We start from the raw sequence: 23,443 nt of genomic DNA, 5'->3' as shown, positions 1-23,443 counted from the left end.
TTATTTTATCAGAAGTGGTCCTTATTTTAATTCAAAAATAATCAAAGCCGGTGAAATTTTACTCGTCGTAAAATTTCACCGGCTTTTTCATATCAGAGTTGGGTTTTGTCCCAGCCTCTAAAATATTAAATTCCCTGCTTATTCAACAACTAATCCACCTGACGATTGTTCCATTTACAAATCACAAATTTCTGTGTTAGCAATCTGCGAAAGCTCCTGCGCCATGATTTCACATTCACTAAGTGGAATTAACTCCTCAAAGGAATTTTCATAAATTGATTGAATGCGTTTCGCCAAAACACTTCTGTCATTTAATTCATGTACGGCTTGTAGTACATCTATATTTTCAGTTTCATAAAAGCCAATACCATAGCCTAATGGATCCCAGCTTTGTAATTTTAACATCAGCTTAATATTCGTATTCTCCATGCTCCTCACCTTTTATCTTACATATTTAACTTTAATAATAACGTGGTTATGATTTTATATCAATTTTCCTCGTAATACTTGTTGTGTGCACCAACGAGTTAATCACATAATTTAACATAAAATTATCACAGTTTACACATCATTCTTGTCTATTCTATAAGTGTAGAAACAATAATTACATCTCGTATGAGGAGGAAAAAAAGTGAAAAAAATTGGATTATTTGCACTTGCTGGTGCATTAACTTTAGGTGGAATAGGAGCTAGTCATGCATTTGCTAATGAGAACGGTGGTTTGTTTCAAAGAGGACAAAATCAAAAACAGGTGATGAATAAAGATAGTTTCGTTGAAAAATGGAGTCAACTATCTGATGAAGAAAAAGAAACTAGAATTTTTGAAAGAGCAGCAGAGTTTGGGATTGATACTGATGGAAAAACTGTTGATGAAGTAATAGATTCAATTAACGATCAACGCCAACAGCGCCTATTTGACCACGCAGAAGAACAGGGAATTGACACAGAAGGTAAAACTGCTGATGAAGTAAAGGAGTTACTTAAAGACCAAGCTCCTAGTGGTAGAGCTCATGGCAAAAGAATGAACCAAGAACAATTTGCTGAAAAATGGAACACTTTAACTGATGAAGAGAAAGAAGCTAAAATACTTGATCGTGCATCAGAACTAGACATAGATACGACAGGTAAGACAACTGAAGAACTAGTTGATTTATTGCTCGAACAGCGCCAAGATAGATTGTATGACCGAGCTGAAAAGCATGGTATCGATACAGAAGGTAAAACACTTGAAGAGGTTAAAGAACTATTAAAAGAGGACATCTTAAATAGTATAAACTCTAATGATGATAGTCTATAAATAAAATTTCTTTATTAACTAATTGGAAGGCTCTTTTCGTAAACTTTGTTGCTATAGCTCCTATAAAATTGTAGGAAAGAAAACATCGTTTTATAGAAGAAAAGATGCCCCGAAGCCTAGTTGTATACATGTTTATTTGTTAATACGAAAAACAACATTTAATAGCACACAGCTAATTTAGAAAGAACTTCAGCAAAGCCAAAGATATGCTATCTTTGGCTTTGCTTGATTATTTTCATAAAATGTGTTCAAACTACTTTCATAACAAGCTGTTGTACAAATAAGAAGCCAGCCCAACCAATAACCCCTAATCCGATTGAAAACACTAGTGGCATTGCTAATTTTAAACATATCCCGACAATTACTAGTAAAACAACTGTAGCTGGTATGCCGATTAGTACCCCTGTTGTAAATTTGCTTAAGTTCACTAACGATTCACCTTGAAATGACAACCATATTAAGCTAAGTAAACTTACGAGAGGTAACGCAGCAATAATACCTCCATACGATGGATATTTGCGCGCTACTTCTGTCACAATACCAATTATCAATGCAGAAACTAAAATTTTTACCATCACGTACATTTAGCAGCCTCCTCCTGCAATACGTTAAATGCTTGATCAATCATTTGTAGCTGCTCTGGAGAAATAGATGAAAAGATAGCTGTCAATTTTTCCTCATCCAGTCTTGAATGCTTATGAATAATATCCAGGCCTAGTTTTGAAAGAAATACATACACCCTACGTTCATCGTTATTATCTCTCATTTTGTTCACATAGCCTTTTTGAATAAGCCTCTTCACATGCTCGGAAGCAGTATTATGACTAATTTCCATATATTTCGAAATGTCCCCTATTGTCAAATTCCCCTTCTTCTCAAGATGCTGAAGTATGCGTATTGCTTGATGGGAGATCGTTTCCTTATGTGTCATATGCAAATAATAATATATATCTGTCCAAGCATCATTCACTCGTTTTACTTCATCCATTTAGGTTCACCTCTATAATATCTTATTATACGATATATCTGTATATTACGATATATAATTTAATGTAATTTGTCAACTTCCATATTTCCTTTATTAATATTGCCCTTGAAGAATTACTGTTTGAAGGAAGGTATATAACAGTTCTAACTTGAATAATTATATTTAGATTTTCCATTTTAAAGTGAAGGGTGAGTGTCGAGTTGGATAATGTTATTGGTATTAATGATACTGAGCATTTGATGTATACAAAATGGGAGCCATTTGAATGGTACAAAAAAATGAGGAAAGATCATCCTATTCATTTACATACAGAGTATAACTATTGGGATGCGTTTAAATATGATGATGTAAGCTTTATTTTAAGTAATTATAAATATTTTTCTTCAGCTCGATATCAGGGGCAGGATAATGACCCTTTCGGAGAAAGTATACTTTTTATCGATCCACCTAGACATAAACAAATGAGAGATTTAGTTAATAAGTCATTCACTCCTAAAGCAATGCAATCATGGGAGTCAAAAATTGAACGGATTTCAAATATGCTAATTGAAGACTTACATGGAAAACATTCTTTTGACCTCGTCAACGAATTTTCAATGCCTTTGCCTGTTATTATTATTGCAAATATACTGGGTGTTCCTACTGAAGAACTACATTTATTTAAAGAATGGTCGGATAATATCGTTGAAGGGGTTTCTGATACGTCAGAGGAAGCCATTAAGGCAGCGCAAGAAAAATATGCTTCTACTATCAATGACCTTACGAGCTTCTTCGCAGAAATGATTAACCATAAACGAAACAATTTTTCAGATGACATTATTTCAATACTTCTTCAAGCTGAAGTTGATGGCAAGAAATTAACACAAAATGAATTGATTGGTTTTTGTATATTATTGCTCGTTGCTGGAAATGAGACTACAACGAACCTTATTACAAATGCAGTTTATTGTTTTCTTGACGATCGAACTATTTTTGAACAACTAAAACAAAATGAGCAATTGCTCGTACCTGCGATAGAAGAAGTATTAAGATACAGATCCCCTGTTCAAGCAATGGAACGGATCGTTAAACAAGACATCGAACTTCATGGACAATTGTTAAAAGCAGGTGATTATGTTGTTGCACATATTGGTTCAGCCAATCGAGATGAAACTAAATTTCCTCAAGCTGACCAGTTCCTACTAGACCGTTCATCAAATCCTCATCTAGCATTTGGAAAAGGTGTACACTTTTGTTTAGGTGCACCTCTTGCACGTATGGAAGCAAGAATAGCTTTAACTAAATTAATTAGGCATTTTCCAGAAATGAAATTTGCAGATGATATGGCAATAGAACCTATAAATAGTCCCGTCGTATATGGCTTAAAGAAATTAAAAATAGAGGTCAGTCACCCACCGCTTTAAAGTGGTGGGTGACTGACCCTCTGCTTTTTTATCTTCCTTCTTCTGAGAATTTTTTTATTCTTTCACCTATTTCATCACGGACACGTTGGAAAAATGCCCATCGTTCTGCTTCTGATCCTTCCGCTTTTGCAGGGTCATCAAAGCCCCAGTGAACACGTTTTACTTGAGGAGGTGTAACCGGACAATGTTCATCAGCATGACCACATAGTGTAACGACTAAATCAGAGGAATGTAGAATCTCTGTATCGATGACATCAGATGTTTGTTCAGAAATATCTATCCCAACTTCATTCATCGCCTTCACAGCATTTGGATTTAAACCGTGTGCTTCAAGGCCAGCGCTATATACATCCCATTCGTCACTTAAATATTTTTTACCCCAACCTTCAGCCATTTGGCTACGACATGAATTACCAGTACATAAGAAGTAGATCTTTTTTTTAGTCATTGTATTATCTCCTTTTATTCGTGAATTGTTTTGTATACTACTGCAGCAGCGACTGCTCCAATTGTGGTAGCAATGATATAAACCCATAGATGATCGAATGTTCCCGAAATTAATGCAGGCCCGAGAGAGCGTGCAGGGTTCATCGAGGCTCCACTAATAGGACCTGCAAACATCGCCTCGAGTCCAACAGTCGCTCCAATCGCAATACCTGCAAAGGATTTGACAGCCTTGCCATGTATTGCAGATCCAAAGATAACCATCATAAGAAAAAAGGTTAAAATGATTTCTAATAAGAAAGATTGGGTTGCTGAACCATGTGGAAGCGTGGCACCTAAATTTGCCACATCCCCAAATAACAATAAGAGCGATGCACTTGCACTGATTCCAGCGAGAAATTGGATGATGATATAGTATAACCCTTCTCTTAATTCAATATCACCATTAACTATAAATGCAGCAGTAACAGCAGGATTAAAATGTGCACCAGAAACGTGCCCAAACGTATAAATTAATGCCATCACTACTAGCCCAAACGTAATCGCAATACCTATATGTGTCAAGCTATTTGTAATGCTATTAATGATGATCGCACCAGTCCCAGCGAATACTAAAAAATACGTCCCTAAATATTCTGAAATTAACTTCTTTCTCATATTTCAACTACCTTTACTATACATTTTCGGCTACTTACATGATATGCGTAACCCCTTGTTTTCAAGCTCTTTAATTTTTTCGAGTTGATCGGGCAAGAACTTCATCATATCTTGAATCAATGGATAGTATTGACTATCAGTATTTAAAGAATAGATCATCCATTGACTTTTTCGATTTTCTTTCACAAGGCCACTATCTTTCAATTTCCGCAAATGCTGACTAACTGCAGGCTGACTCATTCCAAAAATATCTACGAATTCACATACGCAAAATTCATCATGATAAAGAAGTGCAATGATTGATAAGCGGGTCTTATCACCTAACAATTTCATCTGCTTAGCCATATGCTCAATTTCAATATGAGGTAATTCTATTTTGTCCTCCCCCTTTAGTAAAGGTTGCTTTATTTTCATCCTGAGAAATACGTATGAACTTTTTCTTGTTTAAACGATTTGTTGTTCTAAGCTAGATCATTCAAAGTGTATCACTTTTTCAGTTTTAAAACTTAGTTATCATAAGAATATAAATATATGCTTATATAATAGAATGCTTATATAAATACGTCAACTCATTCTTTCATATAACCCTTCATAAAATTACATAGCTTTATCATAAATTAGGGGTGTTTTCGCATTGAATGTTACTTTTCGTTCTTAGTTATAAACTCGTATATATAACGTTCGTGGCATCTTTTCTACTTTTAAAATTATTGAGCTCTCAAAAAACTCTTTATACTATCCCTTTTTAGTAAAAAACAACAGAGTTTATGAAAAGAGCCAAAAGAAATTTGCTAATGAAACTTCTCCATATTACTCAAATGCTCATGTACAAGCTTACGCCCCTGCATTTTGATAAATACTGTATCTCTGTATTTGTCCTCCCTTAATTAACCCTTTGCCATTGTTATGTATATGTACTTGTTTCTATAATGTCACCCACTATTAACGATTTAACATTTTTTCTTGTATAGCTCTTCCATAAATGCATTCATGCATTTGCTAAGTAACATCGAAATTGTTTCCTAAAATATTTACGAATTATCAGTTTTTTCATTTTATAAATTAATTTGAATTTGCCGTAGACATATAATGATTAAGCGTAAAATTACAATTCATCTGATTTCCATTTCATATAACTATATTAATATTAATAGTTAGTTTATGACTACATATTGACATACGTTTCATAAATAGTATAATTTAGACAGTTTGAGCTAAATACACAAGGCTGTTTTCGCGTAGAGTTGCTTTTAGTAAACTTTGTTGTTATTAATACAAAATTACTCCAGTAAAAAAGAAGTCTTATGTGATTATCATCATATATAGAAAAATAGATCCACAAAACAATAGTTGTATTTATTAGTACGAAAACACCCTTGTAATAAGAGCTATACAAAAATATAACGAACGTTTTGGGAACCTTTCTTCTCTATAGACATAAAAAAGTCATCAGTTACTTAAGCAACAGAGCTTACAAAAGAGCTTTACGCAGTACCAGCATGCTAGAGTATTACAAAAACCGGAAATAATCTCCACGAAGGACACCTAGCAAAATGACTAAGCTATGCCCCCCACTATTATCAACATTAATCATCTCGTCGTCATTAAACGAACGATTAAGAGTTTTCAAAAACATAGGTTTCAGAAACTAATTTCGGGAGGAGAAATTGTTTTGCACAGGACTATTCACCTGTTGTTTCCATTAATTCTTTTAATTAGTATTGTTCTCACAGCTTGTGGTGAAGAAAAACCTTATGAAATCATAAAAACAGAAAGTAAAGTAACAGAGTTCGATGACCGAATACAGCTGGAATTTCAATTTGAAATTAATAATTATACAGATGAAGATTATTATTTCACATTGGTTTTTCCATCATATATTCAAGAACCTCTCATTACGAAAGTTGAATTTAATTAATTAATGTCAGAAAGTACCAATTCTGAAGTGATGTTAGTAACTGCTAGTAAAGATGGTGGACAAATGTCAGAAGAAACTATTAAATCAATTATTAACGGAGGGCTTCCTTTTGTGGAACAGATATTAATTGGAAAAACTTTAAGCTTAAATTGAGTGACTTAGAAAATCGTATTAAATGTGATCACCACAACTTAAAAATGTGCTCTTTAAAGAATCAAACTATATTATACATATTGGAGGATTGATGAGTTGAACAATTACAATAGAGTTCTATTGAAATTAAGTGGAGGAGCACTTAGCGATAACAATGGTGAAAACTTTTCCATTGAAAAATTAAATCATATTGCTAAAGAAGTATTAAGTATTGTAAATATGGGCATTGAGGTATCCATTGTGATTGGTGGAGGAAACATCTTTCGTGGTCACTTAGCTGACGTGTGGGGAATCGACCGTGTGGAAGCAGATAATATAGGAACATTAGGAACAATTATTAATAGTCTAATGCTACGTGGCGTTCTGACATCGACTACGAACAAAGAAGTGAGGGTTATGACATCTATTCCTGTAACATCTGTTGCTGAGCCATATATAAGGTTGCGCGCACTCCAGCATTTAAATAAAGGTTATATTATTATTTTTGGAGGTGGAAACGGCCAACCGTTTGTTACGACCGATTATCCGAGTGTGCAAAGAGCTATTGAAATGAATAGTGATGCCATACTAGTAGCAAAGCAAGGTACTTCAGGCGTTTTTGATTCAGATCCGAACGCCAATCCACAAGCTAAAATGTTCCGCACATTAAACTACAATGATATCGTCAAAGAAGATATTAAAGTAATGGACCAATCCGCATTACTGTTAGCAAGAGACCATCATTTACCTGTACACATATTTAACTTTGATCAAGTAGGCTCTATGAAGAAAATATGCGAGGGCTTTCAATGTGGCACGATAATTAACGATAAAGAGACAACAACATTATAATAATATATTCTAAATCTATGTGACCTGTCCTCAAAACCTGTTATGGATCAAAGCTATTATTCTATTCAATTTTGTAGCTTTGATTCATTATTCATTTAAGGCTATTTGTTTATTCACCCTTTACAAAAAGTAAATTTTTTCAATTTTACATTGACAAATAAATCCAACCACAGTAAAATTTAAATTAACATTTAGCTAATTAGTTAAATGTTGAAATAAAAAACAATCTTGGGGGAACTTCTATGTCTCTAAATTTGGCCTTCAAAGCTTTGTCTGATCCTACCCGCCGAAAAATTTTAGATTTACTAAAAAACAAAGACTTAACAGCCGGAGAAATTGCTGAACATTTTAATATGACTAAGCCAAGCATTTCACGTCATTTGAATTTGTTAAAACAAGCAGACCTAGTATGGGATGAACGAAAGGGCCAGTACATTATTTATTCACTTAACACGACTGTCTTTCAAGATTTAATGAAATGGGTTTTACAATTTCAAAACAAGGAGGATTAAACGATGAGTAAATGGATCACAAGAGTTGTCGTTATTGTGGTAATTGGATCAAGTTTGTTACTATACCCATATTTACCAGAGCAGCTACCTAATAAATTTAACAACTTTGGAACACCAAGTAGTTATACTTCAACAATCAATGTCCTGTTTAGCTTAATAATATCTGTCATCACCGTTTATCTGTCAGCCATTATTATTTCATGGGTTTTACAAAAAAAATCTCAATACAGAAGATTTCAACACAATGTTGAAAAGATTTTAACGGTAGTGATGCTTATTGTTTTTGCTGTTTATATTGGAGTGGTCGTAAACGGTTTAGGGTATGAAGTTAACATTTTATTCCTATTACCATTATGTTTAGCGTTAATTTTTATCGTAACTGGAAATGTTATTCAACAATTTAAAATAAACACTGACAATGTGTCACCATTAAATTCAGCTATAAATGAATCATGGAATAACATTCGATTTTTTCTAGCAAAAGTTCTCTTCGTGGGAGGAATACTCATGCTCCCTCTTATTTTCTTAACACCAAAAGTACTACTAATCACATTCTTTATCGTCCTAGGAATGATACTTCTCATTATGCTATTAGGTTCATATGGTATTTATAAAAAGCACAATATGCCCCCTACTAATAAAACGATATAACGAGGATATTACACATAAAAAAATAGAGGATACTTAAGGAAGTTGTTGGACATATAGCCCTACACTTTTAAGATATCCTCTATTTGTTACTTAGGCTGTTTTCGCATTAAATGTTGTTTTCGAATCATGTAATAAATACGTACATCACCATCGGCACCTTTATTGTGTGTAGAAAATCGATATCTAACGTTTAAACCAGTATGATAATTTGGTGACAATAGCAACATAGTTTAGAAAAAAGCCTCAACTTATAATTATTGTACTCCTACTGCATCAAATGCTGCTGAAATTGCTGCAACTTCAGAGCCATTATCTCCATACAAGTCAGTAGCAGATTGGATTAAAGATGAGCGTAACTGACTAAATGTAGATGATTCAGTTAAATATTGTGTAAGTGCTCGATAATAAATTTGACCGAGCTTATCTTTCCCAATACCTGTAACTGTCGTTCCGCTGTGTGTTCCACCTTCACTTATTAAATATGCCGCCTTGTTAGCAATACCACTATTAATGTGAACACCACCATTGTCCCCTGTACCAGTATATCTGTCTGCATAATGATCTGGATCACCATATTTAGTAGGGTCTGACATTGAACGTAATGCATCCCCATCTACCCCTGGAGTATAAACATCTTCACCCATATCCCAATCAGGGTTCAAGCCTACATGGTATTCGACTAATGTTCCAAATACATCTGACATTGATTCATTAATTGCGCCAGACTCATTTTGATAAATTAAATTTGCACTAAAATCCGTTACCGCATGTGTCAACTCATGTCCAACTACATCAAGTGACCCTGATAGAGGTAGGAATTGTCTCCCATCACCGTCTCCATAAATCATTTGGGTGCCTACCCAAGCAGCGTTATTATAACTTCTACCAAAATGTACTGTCGATTTTATTGGTGCACCGTTTCCATCATAGCTGTCTCTTCCAAAGACATCTTTAAAATAATCATAAGTGATACCTGCATAATAATGGGCATCAACTGCGGCGCTGTCATAACTATCTGTGAATAAATTATCAGTATCTACCCAAAGACTACCAGGGAGCTTAGTTCTATAGTTTTTGTCATTAATTTTATTTTCAGCATCATAGGTAAAGATTCCATTACCGCGGGTATTATCAATTAATGAGTATGCAGTTCCATCAAAAGAAGTATTTAAAGACTTTTGATCCCCCAACACACCTACACCAGTTCCAACAGAATCTTCTGCTGTATGAATATTATTATGCTTCGCTAACACTTCACCTGTAACAGCATCTACAAAATAATCAACGTTTCCTAACTCAGGATAGAAGAAAAGGAAGTTTACTGCATATGCATAGTTAGCAATCTCACCATCAGAATAGATGACTAGTTCTGCCTTCGGGTTTTTTTCGTATTCAGGTACGTCAGCTAAGGATGCTAATAAGTTCTCTTCCGCTATCGCAACCGCGTCTTTTTTAGCTACTTTTTGCTCTTTTTTTAATGAATTCTTTTTTTCTAGCTCTGGAAGTGCGGTTCCAGAAATAGCTGTCAAAACACCATCTTGATCAATATGTGCTGTCAACGTAGCACCAAATACTGGCGTACCTTTAAATACTTGTTGCAAACGGATAAACGTGTAGCCTAAATCATCCTTCTTACTTTCTTTAACAATAAACGAATTCTTTGCTATATCATCAATCTTAAAGATATCTTTCTTACTATCAATATAGCTAAAGAGTATATCTTCCGATTTATTATTTGAAGGTTCTGTTAATTTACCAGAAACGAATTCAGGGGCATTAACTTTTTCACTCCAGTTTACCTTTTCAGCGGCCTTTTCTACTTGATTAATAGATTTTGCAGATACATAGCTTACCGTAGGCGCAACAAAAGTGCCTAATGCTAATGAACTCGCTAATACAGTAGTCATTAATTTTTTCTTATTTTTCATGCTTACACCTCTTTATATTCTAGTTTTTTTATTCAAAAGTATAGTTTTCTCATAGAAATAGTTATATTAAAGCAAAAAAATAAAAATACATCTCGGCCGAAATGTATAAACTTATGAATAAATTTTATAAAAATACAAAAATTCCGTCAATATAAACAAAAAAAAACACTACTATTTAAGTAGTAAAATACCAAAATTAAGGTTATAATCTTATAAAATCTTATATTCTGAAAATATTAACAATAACTTTTTCAAGACTTTTGCCCTATCTGAACTAAATAGGTATTTTACTTAAACTTGAAAAGTTTGAACAAAACATTCCTCTTCATCTATCACATCTCTGCTGTTTTCATATTTTATATTCATCTTTTTATAAATACCATTCCAAAAAGATACAGCTGATTCATTGCTAGCAAGCTCAATTACATAATACTTCCCTTTCTTCTGCTCAAAAAGCTCTTTTACTACATTTATTCCATTTCCTTTTCCCCTATATTTATTAAGTATAAAGATGTCATTAATACAGTAATCATATTGTCCTTTTAAAAAAGGTCTTTCTAAAAGTAAAACAAAACCAATAATCATTTCACCTTGTTTTATAAAAAATGGAGAAAAACCAGCTGTATCCCAAAATATATTCAATTCCTCCATCTCAAATATTCCGTCACTAGTAATATTTAAACTAGAAGTAAATTTTGATAAATCATGAAGGTAGAGTGAATACAGATTTTTTAATACGTGCTTTTGTTCTTGCAAAGCCGGATCTAATGATACTGCCATATAGGTCAACTCCTTAATAGCTTCTTAAATGATACCTATCCATTTTTTCCATCCAGTAGCATTTACAGATTGTTCATTTACATATGGCTTATCTTTTGTACTAAATAAGTAAAAATCTTCTCCCCAATGTCCAGCACAACCAAGTTTTATCCAGTTATTAAAAAAAGTATAGAAATTTCCACCTAACCTTAAGCCATGCATATGATAACTAGTCGTTAAATAGATAATTTCACCAACATTATACTTTAGATCAATTCCTAAGTAACTACCATTTCCGAAAGATGTGAACAGTAAACAATTTTCCCAATATTTTTTTTCGAATGTATCATCATCATCTAAAAATTCGTATGTCTCTCTGGCATTTTCATAGCTTATAAGGTTTTGTATGGACCACAAAGGGTTATCCAATATTCCTCCACAATCAATAATACGTTGGTCTACATTCCCCATGTTAAAGCAAGCCTTATCAATGAAATTTGATTGTCGTGTCATTGGATAGGTTATATTATTCAAAAACCAATAAAAGTGTAGATGTTTAGAAAAATGAAGCAATACATGCCGAAAATCTTGTGGAATAAGTATCCCCAATTGGTGCTCTATAGTCTTTATTTCATCTTCTGTAGCTGGATGAGCAATTTCTAAAGAGTTTTGATGCTGCCCTCCAACTAATCTTAACAAGAAATTCTCAAGATCAGCCTTCCAAACTTTATAATCTCTAGTTAACATTAATTACCTTCCTCTGTGAATGACTGATTCCTTCAATCATTATACTATCTGTACACTACCCTTTGTTGAAGGAGTTTTTGAATATATAACAAGGTCTTCTAATAAGAAGACCTTGTGTAACAACATATATACTATTAAACTTATATTTTCTATTTTGCAAGAGCTTTAATGACAAATCTATGCTGGTTTACATCAAAAAAACCTTTAGATTGTATATGTTTATGAATGGTGTATAAGTTTTTATAATATTGTTCTACACTAAAATCTGGTACTTGCCACGGTATTGCTTTTAAGTAATACATAAGGGCACCTATATCAAAAAAACGCTGTGTTGGAAATTCTTCTTTACAATACAAAATTTCAAAATGATTGTTCACCAAGTCAGTCATTGCCGTAGTCAGATTCCAGTCTTTAAATTCATTATTTATCGAAGACCCTAGTGTTTCATTAATCCCTAGACAATCCAAGCCACCAACTTGTTGAGTTAAAAATACCCCATTAGACTTTATTATTCTTCTAACTTCTTCAGGACAATAAGATTCATGTTGATTTAAAATAACGTTAAACTGACTATCGCAAAATGGCAAATTAGAATCTTCTTCAACTGAAACCACTGTAACTCCCATAGGCTCTAAATGTTTTTTTGCGATCGGAATATTTAATTTGTACCCTTCTGTAGCATAAACTGTCTCAGGAAATGGTTGAAGCTTTGACAAAAATTCTCCGCCACCTGTGCCCATATCTAACATAGAACTTGCATGCTTCATTAATTGCCTAGCCATGCTTCCGTAAGACCAGGAAAGTAGACTGCTTTTCATTCGCCCAGTTCCAGTTATAAAGGAAAAATCCCAACCTGAAAAATTCTCATTCACGTCGTTTATATATTCTTCAAATTTTACTGCCACCATTATTTCTCCTCCTAAATTTTCAAAATTGTACAGTATAACAATTTAGGAAGGAGGTCCTCTAGGATAGCAACAAAGTTGTTATATTTCATGTTCTAACAATATCATTATCTATACCTCTCGTTTAAAAATACTAGTACTAAAGAATTCCTATATACAATAGTTTACCATATTTTATCATATTAACCTCACTAAAGCGGAAACACTTCGGAGCGTACAGATGTATAAATGGTGAATGAATATTTACTTCAGCCTATAAGTTCAGATTGCTCCTTCAGAACTGGAGCTATGAGGATGTAGTAGGATTTCACCCACGCTCACCAAAGGTGTGAAAACCAAGATAAAGAAGAGAACGTGGGAATGTACGTACAAGTCTTATTTTATAAAGTACAACTTCCTAACTGCTAGTTACGTAAGCTTTAAGTTTCCCTCTTCAATACTAGTTAAATGTTTTGTAGTTCATTTCACACATATATAAATATCAACCTGACTATTATTTGGGTCCATTGCTCTTTCGTCGTATAGTTCAAAGTCAGCTCCATAGGCTCTTGCACTCTGCTCCGACCATTTCCAAATTTCCTCCCAAGCCTCTATAATTACTCCCGGTAAAGGACCTTTTCGAGTTGTAAATACAATATATTTTTGATCAGGAACTTGTATTGATTCCATCCCATTCGGCACTAGATTGTTGTCCCTGACTTCTGCACCTAATGCAAAGGTATAAGCACCATGTTCATTTGTCTCGTAATCAGTATAGATTGCTAATACATTCGAATTCTTCTTATGAGTAATAGCTTCTAAAACTTCATTTTTGTAAAAATCGTCCCATAGTTTAGGGATACGTCTATCTGCTGTCATTTCAACTTTATTAGTTGTTCTTGTACAATTGCCTACGAAATCAAAACCTTCTCTTGCTATAACATTACTTTTTGTAAGTGTGTTAGACACGAAAAAGCCTCCTCTATCTAAATAGTATAAGTGCGATCTAACAATAGGTGTTTTACAGTATGACCTCATCTATGCAGAGATATTAATTATGGTTTATTTAAATATTGTTCAATTTGAGATTTATGGTGGCTATCATGGGGGATAAAGCCATCGAGATAGCTTTTGATAGTAAAATGATTCCCGTCTTCATCTACATACTTGTGTTCATAGTTTTCACGTGGCACGGAAGTTAAATGTTCAATAATTTCTCGACGATAACTTATTGTCTCACTAATAAGTGTATCTTTATCTTTTGTCTTCCCATATTGAACCGCATTATTATTAAAGTCATCAAAATTAACATGACGACTAGTTAAAGGTTGTTGTGATTTTATCTTACGTATTGCATTTTCAAGAAAATATTTGTCCCAAAGCATGATATGCGCGATGATGTCTCTCACAGTCCACTTTCCCTCAGCAATTGGCAGTCCCCACTTCTCATTCTCCATATTCCGTAAGGACTCTACAAAATGAATAAATCCTTCAAAACTGTTGATGCGTTCAATGATCGTCTCTGGTTTCATATTATAACCTTCCTTTCATAGCATAAGGGTGACTCAAATTAGTTATCTTTAAGTGAGTCACCCTATATGTTGTAGAAATTATGTTTGTCTATTAAGGGCTTAAATATTGACAATTACCAACCTTCAGCTGGTTCATCGATATCAAATGTACTTGAACATCTTTGAATACAAATATGCAAGCACAACGCTCTTCTTGTTTATTAGTAAAATAAACGACATATTTTTTCACAACCATTACTTCATATGCTATTTTATCGGGATGTAAATATCGGTCTCCGATTGATCATTATCTGGTCCAAGAAATCTCTCGCCATATAACTCAAATGAAGCTGAGTTAACGACTTCATAATTAGATTGCGGCAGCCAATCTTCAAAAATATAGCCAAATGTTTTACCAAGTTCACTTATTAGCCCTTTATGAGTAAATACTAAATAGCGCTGTGCAGGAATTGTTTTTGTCACTAGCTTATCTGACAATTGATCCACCTTTTCTACTTCAACAGCCGCAGCGTAAACAAAATCACCTGTTTCTTTATTTTCATCGTAGCAAACGCCATACGTTACATTTTTGTCTTTTCGGAAAGGAATGCTATTTTCCAAAGACATAAAGTCCATCCATAAACCATGAATCGGATTATTTTTTTGCATTTCAGTCATTGAAGTATGACATTCTAGTCCTACAACCACCATCTCGTCCATCTCTTTAATTGTCGGTTCAAGCTTCATTTCATTCGTTTTAATATTCATTATTTATTCCTCCTTTTCTTTTACACTTTCATCTTAGTTAATAATAGCGACAACTAATGTCGTATTTATTATATTTTTCCAAATTATTTATTAGCTCCTTATCGCTAAAAATAGCAAGCTATAGAAAAATACAACTAAGCTTTAGGGCATCTTTTCCTCTCCAAAGACTATAACAATCACATAATACATATGAGTTACTCAAAATCACGTGAAAAAGCAACAAATTTTATCACAAAGATTAATTCCCCATATCAAGCCGTAAGAAAAGGCCTCTCGCTTAAGTTATCCCAGACAAACATTGGAGACATTCCTCATGAAGGCACATTGTGGTTATGTGCAGATAGACATTTAAGAATTTTAGCTTAAGACCCATTATTAATATCAAACTGTTAAAAAGTTCTTTACGTAACTTTGCTACTATGTTTACTAACTAACCTCCGATTTTCTCGTATTTAAGATGAAAAGATGCCACGACTTAAATAAATATGAGTAGTAAATTTTTACGAATCCAACAGACTAATAGTTTTTTAAACTATTGGTTTTAGATGATCGGCTGGCACCCAACCCTCTTCATCATTGCTAACGTTACGACACCATACCCAACCATAAAGTTCCTTTAATCCAATAACCTTTTCATTTACGTCTATATTTAGTTCCCTTGCTGTATAATTTTCCGAGACAAACGCTGTGTCTCCATCAATTTTAATAAGGATTTCTGGAACCCATCCTTCCATTGCCTCATCTGTTGTTTTACAATAGATCCAATATCCCTCTCTTTTTTCACTTACAACAATTGCTTGACCCTTCATCAAAGTAATAGGATTGGGATAATTCGTTTTATGACTCCTCGCTACTATATAATACATACATTTACCTCCCTTCATTTAGATCTTAACTTATAATTACGACAATTATTGACGTATTAATATGATATATTAAGCGTATAAAGGTGGGACTAATCAGGGGGCTGTATTGAATGAATAAATCGAAGAGGTTAGTGGAATTAATGATGGTCATTAACTCCAAGCGGGTATTTACTGCAAAAGAGTTAGCAGATGAATTTGGTGTATCACTTCGTACAATTCAACGGGACTTACTTGATCTACAAGAACTAGGTGTCCCACTATATTCAGAAGTTGGTGCAGGAGGAGGATACAAAATTATCAAAGAACGCATTCTTCCTCCAATTGCATTTACTGAAAATGAAGCGATTGCAATGTTCTTTGCAAACCAGTCACTCCAATACTATAACGATCTTCCCTTTGAAACAGATGCTAAATCTGCATTAAAAAAGTTTCATCATTACTTAACGAGTGATGTAAAAAAACGAATTGAGGAAATGGAACAGCGTTTTGTCTTTTATACACAACAAAGACAGCAGTCATCTCCTTGCTTACAATTATTACTAGATGCTTCCATTAATCAACTGGTTGTTCAAATTACCTATGACTCAATAAAAGGAAAATCAACTAGAACCATTCAGCCTGTCGGTATTTTTTCACAAAATGGGCATTGGTACTGCCCTGCATATTGCTTCAAGAGAGAAGATACACGCTTATTTAGAGCTGATCGAATTATAAATGCAACCATCGTTGAAGAACATGAGGGTGTGGACTTAAGTAAGTTCAACATTCACAATTGGTCATATATGGGTAAAGAGCCTGAAAAGGTTTCACTCAAAGTAAAGCTTAGTCGTGAAGGTGTGAAAATTTGTAAAAACGACCCATTCTTAGAACAGAGTATTGTCGAAGAACAAGATGGCATAGGTAACTTATATACTCAAATCACCAAACCCGATCTAGAATATTACGCTTCTTTTTTTATTAGTCTAGGTAAACATGCGCGAGTTGAAGGGCCGGAGCAACTAATTATAGAAATGAAAAAAATCCTTGGCGATTTAAACGACATATACTGAGTAAGTAGCCATCGGATGATTTGGCTTATGTTACAGTAGATGAGGCAACCATTTATTCGGATGTTTAATTGATGTTTTTCTCTATATAGGAGAAATCTGTTCTTATTTAGTAAAAGATTGTTTCGCATTGATTGTTGCTTTTCGTACTTAGAAATAAATAAGTATTAGCTAAGCTTTCGTGGCATCTTTTCTCGTTTATAATAAGTTCAATTCCATAAATTTATTTATGGCTGTCCTACATTAATCTTAATAGCAACAAGTTTACGAAAAGAGCCTTAGTAAAAGGTTGTTTTCGCATTGATTGTTGCTTTTCGTACTTAGAAATAAATACGTATTAGCTAAGCTTTCGTTGCATCTTTTCTCGTTTATAATAAGGTCAATTCCTTAAATTTATTTATTGCTGTCCTAAATTATTCTCAATAGCAACAAAGTTTACGAAAAGAGTCTTAGTAAAAGGTTGTTTTCATTGATTGTTGCTTTTCGTACTTAGAAATAAATACGTATTAGCTAAGCTTTCGTTGCATCTTTTCTCGTTTATAATAAGGTCAATTCCTTAAATTTATTTATTGCTGCCCTAAATTAATCTCAATAGCAACAAAGTTTACGTAAGTAGTCTAATAAAAAATACACCCCGTTCGGAGTGAATGTAATGAAAGACAGATATTTATTTTTATTTGGTGGAAGCCCTTCATTATTACAAGCTAATCAAACGTTTGTTCAAAAATGTAGGGGCAAAAAAGCTCATATTGCATTATTAATCACTTATTCTCCTAAGTGGAAAGAATACTTATCGTACTATGCACAGACTTGGGAGGAGATAGGTATTAATAGCTATTCTGTCATTATGCCAGACGAAAATAATCAACTAGATTACGAGCAAGCTACAAATACATTAGCTCAATCTACGGGGATTTTCATAGGTGGTGGAAGTACATACGAATACCATAAACAATATACAAAGTCACCAATAAAACAGTTAATAAAAGAACATTATTACAATGGCATTCCTGTCGCAGGCTGCTCTGCTGGTGCACTCATTTCATTAACAGATAGTTTTATCTCACCTGACGAATCTAAAACTAAGGAAATTGAGATGATTAAAGGTATTGGTCTACTTTCCAATATCCTTATAGGTGTACATTATACAGAGGACAAGCAGGAACCTTATTTGCATAGTGCTTTGAATCAGACTTCTATTCCATTTGGCTATGGCATTGACGAAAATGCATGTGTTGTATTTAAGAACGAAGAACATTTAAGAAATATAGGAAGTTCTGTTCACTCCATAAAAATGAGTTCAAATTAATTGTTGCTTTTTTGTTCTAATGTATAAGCAAGTATACGACTAACGCTCTTGGCATCTTACTACTTTTACAATTATTGAGCTCTTTTAAAACTCATTATCTGTCTATTGTTAGCAAAAAATAAGTTTACGAGATTTGCTTTTACTTTTAAAAAACTTTCCCTAACGATACATAGGGGAAAATCAAGAGTTTAACTCTCATCAATTGATGAGAGTTAAACTCTTTGGCAAAGTTCACTTTTGAGTGACTATTAGCCTCCAAACCGGTATGTCCCACTTCCCTTTACATCAGTGACTACTTTGAATAGCCCTCCTGCATGTGGATAAATCGCTAGATCTTGCTCGGAAGTTCTTGATCTAGCTGTTGTAATATATAATTCATTTAAGTCTTTGCCACCAAATACGCAAGACGTCACATTTTTTGCTGGAACGTATATTTTGCTTATTTGTTCACCTGTGCTTGGATCCCATCTTGAAACCTTTGATCCTCCCCAATGGGCAATCCATAGTTTACCCTCCTCATCACTCGTCATACCGTCTGGTAATCCATCGCCGTTACGAAAGAAAATAATATCAATCGGATCTTTTATTTGACCAGTCGAAATATCATAATCAAACCTAATTACTTTCTTAGTTAAAGTATCTATATAGTACATATGTTTATGGTCAGGGGACCACGTTAGTCCGTTAGATATATTTACACGTGTCCGTTTCTTTACAACACTTAAATCTGTATTTAAACAATAAAGCGCGCCATTCTCGTTCATTTTCAAGTTTCTATCGGTCGTTCCTGCCCAAAAACGTCCTGCAGGATCACACTTCCCATCATTAAATCGATTTTCAGGAAGGTGACTTTCTGGATCATTTATCAGCTGAATTCTTTCTGTTTCAACATTCATTGAAAAGAAGCCATCTTCCATCGCTAAAATAAGCCCTCCTGCTTCCTTAGGAACGACTGCACCTACAAGTTTATTCAACTGTATTTGTCTATTTTCACCAGAATGAGAATCATAAACGAATAGTTTTCTTTCAAATATATCAACCCAATACAATTGTTGAGTTTTACTATCCCAGCACGGGCCTTCTCCTAACGTTGCCTGTGCATCTACTACTAGCTCAATTTTATCAAACAAGTGACTCGCTCCAATTCAATTTAATATACAATGCTTCCCGAACAAAGCTTTATAATGGCTGTTATAAAAAACACAAATAAGTATTGTAGGTCAGGCTACCCACCAGACTGGGATATAAATTGGGTGCAATAGCAGTTTGGATTGGTATTATACTATAATTATCTAATTCATAGATAAACCCTATTATTTCTTTAATCAGGTTGCCAAACCCCATTTAGACTCTAAATAGTTCCACCACGGCTCATCTGGTAAATTTTGCTACTCTATGTCATATAAATTCAAACCATTGTAAGCTAATGATCTGATTACATTATTTAATTAGAAAGATTATTTCGTTGTTCACACCGTAAACTCGATTGGTCGTGCAAGCTGAACCTCTTGCTCTTTCATAAAATGATTTACAATTTCAATTTTAATGTTAACTTATTAATTACTACTTTTTTATGACATTTCCTCTAATTTATACATATTCCCTTCATTCTCTTTCATTTAAATTATAATTACATGTTCTCTTAATCTCGACAAAATCACACATAATATGACAAAATATAACTTAGTAGGAAAAAAGCTCAGGAGGCACCGATATGTTAATAAAAACAAAAAAGACGAAAGATTTACTAAAGCACATAGATGAACTAGAAGAAAAAGTAAGAATACTAGAATTAGAGAAAAAACAACAAGAAATGATGACAAATGAGTTTCTAGCACAATTACAAACAGACTTAGTTGCGACGGTTGATCAACATCAAGTCGTTAATGATCAACATCAAGTATTAGATTCCTTGGTAAAAACAATAAAAAGCCGTTTTGAACAAGTTCAAAATTTAAGTATTCAATCCAATGACATTTCTACATCTGTTATCAATAAAGGAGAATCACTTATAGCCTCTACAACCAAAATGGTCGAGCAGTCAAAAATAGGTAGAGATTCTGTTATTGAAGTAGAAGCTCTCATTAAACAATTAGGTGATCAAACGAATAATGCTTCTGAGAGTATGACACAGCTTGGTATTAGATCTAAAGAAATTGAAAATATCGTCAATGTTATAAACGATATTGCCGATCAAACAAATCTACTTGCATTAAATGCATCTATTGAAGCAGCACGTGCCGGTGAACAAGGTAAAGGCTTCGCTGTCGTGGCAGAAGAAGTTAGAAAACTAGCTGAAAGCACAGCGTTAAGTACTAAGAACATTGCTGAACTTACAAGTCATATACAAGGTGAAATAAGTAGTGCCTTAAATGAAACGACAAAGAGCTCTTCTTTAGTTGATAAAGGAATTGAATTAAGTGCTGAAACAACTTCAAAAATAAATAACAATTTACTAATAATGGAACAAGAACAAGAAGAAGTAAATAGCGTACTTCAAGCAATTAATGAACAAACAGCCTTTTCTAAAGAGGTCATTCAGCAAATAAATGACACTAAGTTTGTTTTTGATGAAATTAATGAAACGATTCTCAAGCATATTGAAGATGCTGAAATAGTTGATTCAAAACTTGCAGCTGGCATTAGTGGAATTATCCATAAAGCGCAAGAAGATACTAATCATGATAAGGAAAAATAGCATAATATAAATTTATTGGGCAACTAAAACCAGCTAATCTTGTAAGCATTAGCTGGTCTTTCAGTTACATAATCATTATTATGTGAATATTCCCTTATGAAACTTGTTTTCTTCGAATCGTTTTGTAAACTACAATTGTAAAAATGATTGCTAGGAGTGCAACTAGTGGATAGTGAACAATTGGATCTAATATTGGGACTCCAACAACATTTATTGCATGAAATGGGTTTATAAATTCTGAAGCAGACATAAAACTTCCAAAGCTATACTTCTTCACATATTCCCATAATGGAATAGGCATAGAGATAGATGGCAAGATGAAGACTAATGCACTAATAATAAAAGATACGAGTACACTTTTCGATAGTGCTGACACTACTAATATGAAAGCCATAAAAGCAATTGCAGCGAGTATGTGAGCACTGATTTGAATACCAAAATACTCTAGACCAGTTAGGCTATAAGGAGATTGAGGATATCCTAAATTTTGTATAGATGAACTCCATCCACTTGTCCCATAAATGTATGTGTTCATTAACACATCAAAAATAACCCATGACAATGTAATAACTAAGATCAAAACCGTTGCAGCAATTATTTTTGCAGTAACAATTATTTTGCGTCCATGGCGTGTGCTGTATATCAATTGGTCCATTCCAGTACTTGTTTCATTTACAAAAACTGAAGCCAGTCCGACTAGCATAATTAATCCTGTAAAATAAGTGGCGTAACCACTGGCGAAACCAATTGTATTTTTTGGTCCTTCATTATACTTGAAAGTATCTACATCCAAGTTTTCTAACATTTCCTTTTCTAACAAAGCTTCCTTATAAGTGAAATCATTTTTATTTAGCGTATTTAACTTATCATCGAATCCTTTCATAGTTATCTTATAGTCTTCTAAATATGATCTTGCAATAATTATTTTATTTAGGATAAAGTATTCAGCAACTTCTTCTGATGTTAATTCCGTCATTACTCCTTTATTATTTTCTTCATATTTCTGCTGTACTTTAGCCTCAAGCAATTGTGAAATTTCCGAGGCATCTTCTATCTTCTGTTCTGTTATTTTTCCCTCCCACTTTTTTGCAACTCCATGAAGTTCTTCCTTAATATCTACAGCAGAAGTATCCAGGTTATTAGGGATTCTCGATTCATTAAACATCATCATACCAAAAAGGAAAAACATAAGTATTATCAAAATGTATATCCCTTTTTGTCTAAAAATTTTGTATAGTTCATATTTCACTAGTTGTTTCATCGTACTACCTCCTGTTCTAATAAATAGAAATCTTCAAGGTTCGGTGTTAATAACTCAAATAAAATATAAATTATCTACAAACCTGTTTAAGATATTTTCAATTGTTAAATTCAAGTGGAACACCTTTCAAACTTTATATTGACCAATCTTGCAGTGCAGATAAAAATGACCGCTAGTAGTATACAAGTCCTTCTTTTTTATTACCTCGGTTAGTTAAACGAGATGATAATAAAAAAAGTTTTAAAAATATAATTGTAAATAATAGGATGTTAATTATTAATTAAAATAAATGATGTAAGTTCTGCAAATGATTAAGCAAAAACAAAAGACCAACCTCCCAAGATTCAAATGAGAAATTGGCCTTCTTATTAAATGTCCTTACGATGGAATTACTTCAAATGATAATATTATAGTTTATTTTGATAGCCTATCTAAACAAGAAACAGTAGAAGAAAAAGTTAAAAAACCTCTTTCATATTCAGGATACATCCCCCTATCTTTACATTCTTGTACTAACGTTTGATTGTTATTTTCATTCGTGTAAACTGAGTAGCCAAAGAAGATTACTATTAAGACAATGCCAATATATATAAAAGACTTTTTATTCACTTTCACGCTAATTTTCACACCCTCACTTATCACTAGTATTTACCTAAAAACTTAAACGAAATCGACAGAATAAAAGTTTTAAATAAGGTTCAACGTCAAATGTTGGGGTGAAGCAAGTTCTCTTCGCCCTATCCAACATGAACACCCACTTTTTTATACTTATGAGCTAATAAGATTTTAGCTCTAAAACGCTTGAAACTTCT

27 protein-coding genes are annotated in these 23,443 nt (G+C 33.5%); 10 read left to right on the top strand and 17 right to left on the bottom strand.

The genetic code is table 11. The features are described from left to right. Positions 1 to 174: 174 nt before the first annotated feature. On the bottom strand, positions 175 to 429 hold the full coding sequence (locus ACSVDA_RS22955; RefSeq protein ID WP_485886479.1) for a DUF1871 family protein: 255 nt from the start codon (positions 427 to 429) through the stop codon (positions 175 to 177). Between the two features lie 202 nt (positions 430 to 631). Between ACSVDA_RS22955 and ACSVDA_RS22950 the strand changes: the two genes are divergently transcribed. After that, complete coding sequence (locus ACSVDA_RS22950; RefSeq protein ID WP_485886477.1) at positions 632 to 1,297, top strand: hypothetical protein; 666 nt, start codon at positions 632 to 634, stop codon at positions 1,295 to 1,297. Positions 1,298 to 1,545: 248 nt separating this feature from the next. Here the strand turns inward: ACSVDA_RS22950 and ACSVDA_RS22945 are convergent, their stop codons facing one another. Together ACSVDA_RS22945 and ACSVDA_RS22940 are read right to left on the bottom strand one after the other, a co-directional pair. After that, positions 1,546 to 1,881, bottom strand: coding sequence for a DUF3147 family protein (locus ACSVDA_RS22945; protein ID WP_320210914.1), 336 nt, complete (start codon positions 1,879 to 1,881; stop codon positions 1,546 to 1,548). Further along, positions 1,872 to 2,285 (bottom strand): MarR family winged helix-turn-helix transcriptional regulator, encoded by a 414-nt coding sequence (locus ACSVDA_RS22940; protein ID WP_485886475.1) that lies wholly within the window; start codon positions 2,283 to 2,285, stop codon positions 1,872 to 1,874. Before ACSVDA_RS22940 ends, ACSVDA_RS22945 begins: the two co-directional genes overlap by 10 nt. A 200-nt stretch (positions 2,286 to 2,485) precedes the next feature. Between ACSVDA_RS22940 and ACSVDA_RS22935 the strand changes: the two genes are divergently transcribed. Then, on the top strand, positions 2,486 to 3,688 hold the full coding sequence (locus tag ACSVDA_RS22935) for a cytochrome P450 (protein WP_485886473.1): 1,203 nt from the start codon (positions 2,486 to 2,488) through the stop codon (positions 3,686 to 3,688). A 28-nt stretch (positions 3,689 to 3,716) separates the two neighbouring features. Here the strand turns inward: ACSVDA_RS22935 and arsC are convergent, their stop codons facing one another. The 3 genes from arsC to ACSVDA_RS22920 are packed head-to-tail and all read right to left on the bottom strand — an operon-like array spanning position 3,717 to position 5,203. Continuing rightward, the gene (gene arsC, locus ACSVDA_RS22930) at positions 3,717 to 4,136 is read right to left on the bottom strand and encodes an arsenate reductase (thioredoxin) (protein WP_485886471.1); all 420 of its coding nucleotides are present in this window, start codon (positions 4,134 to 4,136) and stop codon (positions 3,717 to 3,719) included. A gap of 14 nt (positions 4,137 to 4,150) precedes the next feature. Further along, positions 4,151 to 4,789 (bottom strand): aquaporin, encoded by a 639-nt coding sequence (locus ACSVDA_RS22925; protein WP_485886469.1) that lies wholly within the window; start codon positions 4,787 to 4,789, stop codon positions 4,151 to 4,153. A gap of 30 nt (positions 4,790 to 4,819) precedes the next feature. Beyond that, positions 4,820 to 5,203, bottom strand: a complete 384-nt coding sequence (locus ACSVDA_RS22920; protein WP_320259360.1) for an ArsR/SmtB family transcription factor — start codon at positions 5,201 to 5,203, stop codon at positions 4,820 to 4,822. 1,258 nt (positions 5,204 to 6,461) lie between these two features. Between ACSVDA_RS22920 and ACSVDA_RS22915 the strand changes: the two genes are divergently transcribed. From ACSVDA_RS22915 to ACSVDA_RS22895, 5 genes are all read left to right on the top strand, one after another. Continuing rightward, positions 6,462 to 6,707 carry a hypothetical protein gene (locus tag ACSVDA_RS22915; RefSeq protein WP_485886467.1) on the top strand — a complete coding sequence of 82 codons (246 nt, stop codon included), beginning with the start codon at positions 6,462 to 6,464 and terminating at the stop codon, positions 6,705 to 6,707. A gap of 3 nt (positions 6,708 to 6,710) precedes the next feature. Continuing rightward, positions 6,711 to 6,860 carry a hypothetical protein gene (locus ACSVDA_RS22910; RefSeq protein ID WP_485886465.1) on the top strand — a complete coding sequence of 50 codons (150 nt, stop codon included), beginning with the start codon at positions 6,711 to 6,713 and terminating at the stop codon, positions 6,858 to 6,860. Between the two features lie 96 nt (positions 6,861 to 6,956). Then, positions 6,957 to 7,691: a UMP kinase gene (gene pyrH, locus ACSVDA_RS22905; protein ID WP_485886463.1), complete on the top strand. Its 735-nt coding sequence runs from the start codon at positions 6,957 to 6,959 to the stop codon at positions 7,689 to 7,691. A 242-nt stretch (positions 7,692 to 7,933) separates the two neighbouring features. Then, a complete protein-coding gene (locus ACSVDA_RS22900) occupies positions 7,934 to 8,203 on the top strand; it encodes an autorepressor SdpR family transcription factor (RefSeq protein WP_320210908.1) in 270 nt (89 codons plus the stop codon). 3 nt (positions 8,204 to 8,206) lie between these two features. Beyond that, positions 8,207 to 8,854, top strand: coding sequence for an SdpI family protein (locus ACSVDA_RS22895; protein WP_485886461.1), 648 nt, complete (start codon positions 8,207 to 8,209; stop codon positions 8,852 to 8,854). Between the two features lie 254 nt (positions 8,855 to 9,108). Here the strand turns inward: ACSVDA_RS22895 and ACSVDA_RS22890 are convergent, their stop codons facing one another. The 8 genes from ACSVDA_RS22890 to ACSVDA_RS22855 form a co-directional block, all read right to left on the bottom strand. Next, on the bottom strand, positions 9,109 to 10,782 hold the full coding sequence (locus ACSVDA_RS22890) for a M4 family metallopeptidase (protein ID WP_485886459.1): 1,674 nt from the start codon (positions 10,780 to 10,782) through the stop codon (positions 9,109 to 9,111). Between the two features lie 291 nt (positions 10,783 to 11,073). After that, the gene (locus ACSVDA_RS22885; protein ID WP_485886457.1) at positions 11,074 to 11,562 is read right to left on the bottom strand and encodes a GNAT family N-acetyltransferase; all 489 of its coding nucleotides are present in this window, start codon (positions 11,560 to 11,562) and stop codon (positions 11,074 to 11,076) included. A gap of 24 nt (positions 11,563 to 11,586) precedes the next feature. Next, positions 11,587 to 12,288 carry an SMI1/KNR4 family protein gene (locus ACSVDA_RS22880; protein WP_485886455.1) on the bottom strand — a complete coding sequence of 234 codons (702 nt, stop codon included), beginning with the start codon at positions 12,286 to 12,288 and terminating at the stop codon, positions 11,587 to 11,589. 149 nt (positions 12,289 to 12,437) lie between these two features. Beyond that, positions 12,438 to 13,196 (bottom strand): methyltransferase domain-containing protein, encoded by a 759-nt coding sequence (locus tag ACSVDA_RS22875; RefSeq protein WP_485886453.1) that lies wholly within the window; start codon positions 13,194 to 13,196, stop codon positions 12,438 to 12,440. A gap of 456 nt (positions 13,197 to 13,652) precedes the next feature. Then, entirely contained in the window at positions 13,653 to 14,141 is a 489-nt protein-coding gene (locus ACSVDA_RS22870) for a GyrI-like domain-containing protein (protein ID WP_485886452.1), read from the bottom strand. Positions 14,142 to 14,227: 86 nt separating this feature from the next. After that, on the bottom strand, positions 14,228 to 14,704 hold the full coding sequence (locus tag ACSVDA_RS22865) for a DinB family protein (RefSeq protein WP_485886450.1): 477 nt from the start codon (positions 14,702 to 14,704) through the stop codon (positions 14,228 to 14,230). A 246-nt stretch (positions 14,705 to 14,950) separates the two neighbouring features. Further along, on the bottom strand, positions 14,951 to 15,451 hold the full coding sequence (locus ACSVDA_RS22860; RefSeq protein WP_485886448.1) for a GyrI-like domain-containing protein: 501 nt from the start codon (positions 15,449 to 15,451) through the stop codon (positions 14,951 to 14,953). Positions 15,452 to 15,978: 527 nt separating this feature from the next. Beyond that, positions 15,979 to 16,317: an SH3 domain-containing protein gene (locus tag ACSVDA_RS22855; RefSeq protein WP_485886446.1), complete on the bottom strand. Its 339-nt coding sequence runs from the start codon at positions 16,315 to 16,317 to the stop codon at positions 15,979 to 15,981. A gap of 110 nt (positions 16,318 to 16,427) precedes the next feature. Between ACSVDA_RS22855 and ACSVDA_RS22850 the strand changes: the two genes are divergently transcribed. Together ACSVDA_RS22850 and ACSVDA_RS22845 are read left to right on the top strand one after the other, a co-directional pair. Next, positions 16,428 to 17,366, top strand: a complete 939-nt coding sequence (locus ACSVDA_RS22850) for a helix-turn-helix transcriptional regulator (protein ID WP_485886444.1) — start codon at positions 16,428 to 16,430, stop codon at positions 17,364 to 17,366. A gap of 649 nt (positions 17,367 to 18,015) precedes the next feature. Further along, on the top strand, positions 18,016 to 18,672 hold the full coding sequence (locus tag ACSVDA_RS22845; RefSeq protein ID WP_485886442.1) for a Type 1 glutamine amidotransferase-like domain-containing protein: 657 nt from the start codon (positions 18,016 to 18,018) through the stop codon (positions 18,670 to 18,672). 248 nt (positions 18,673 to 18,920) lie between these two features. On the opposite strand, the gene ACSVDA_RS22840 is transcribed toward ACSVDA_RS22845, so the two are convergent. Then, on the bottom strand, positions 18,921 to 19,802 hold the full coding sequence (locus ACSVDA_RS22840) for an SMP-30/gluconolactonase/LRE family protein (RefSeq protein WP_485886440.1): 882 nt from the start codon (positions 19,800 to 19,802) through the stop codon (positions 18,921 to 18,923). A gap of 584 nt (positions 19,803 to 20,386) precedes the next feature. On the opposite strand from ACSVDA_RS22840, the gene ACSVDA_RS22835 reads away from it, so the two are divergent. After that, positions 20,387 to 21,370 (top strand): methyl-accepting chemotaxis protein, encoded by a 984-nt coding sequence (locus tag ACSVDA_RS22835; RefSeq protein WP_485886438.1) that lies wholly within the window; start codon positions 20,387 to 20,389, stop codon positions 21,368 to 21,370. 94 nt (positions 21,371 to 21,464) lie between these two features. Here the strand turns inward: ACSVDA_RS22835 and ACSVDA_RS22830 are convergent, their stop codons facing one another. Next, the gene (locus ACSVDA_RS22830) at positions 21,465 to 22,631 is read right to left on the bottom strand and encodes an ABC transporter permease (RefSeq protein WP_485886436.1); all 1,167 of its coding nucleotides are present in this window, start codon (positions 22,629 to 22,631) and stop codon (positions 21,465 to 21,467) included. A 414-nt stretch (positions 22,632 to 23,045) separates the two neighbouring features. After that, positions 23,046 to 23,240 (bottom strand): hypothetical protein, encoded by a 195-nt coding sequence (locus ACSVDA_RS22825; protein WP_485886434.1) that lies wholly within the window; start codon positions 23,238 to 23,240, stop codon positions 23,046 to 23,048. Positions 23,241 to 23,443 lie beyond the last annotated feature (203 nt).

Source organism: Cytobacillus sp. Hm23 (assembly GCF_051842895.1).
Taxonomy (GTDB): domain Bacteria; phylum Bacillota; class Bacilli; order Bacillales; family SM2101; genus Nanhaiella.
Note: the sequence above shows the minus strand (reverse complement) of the source record. Positions and strands in the feature narration are given on the sequence as shown.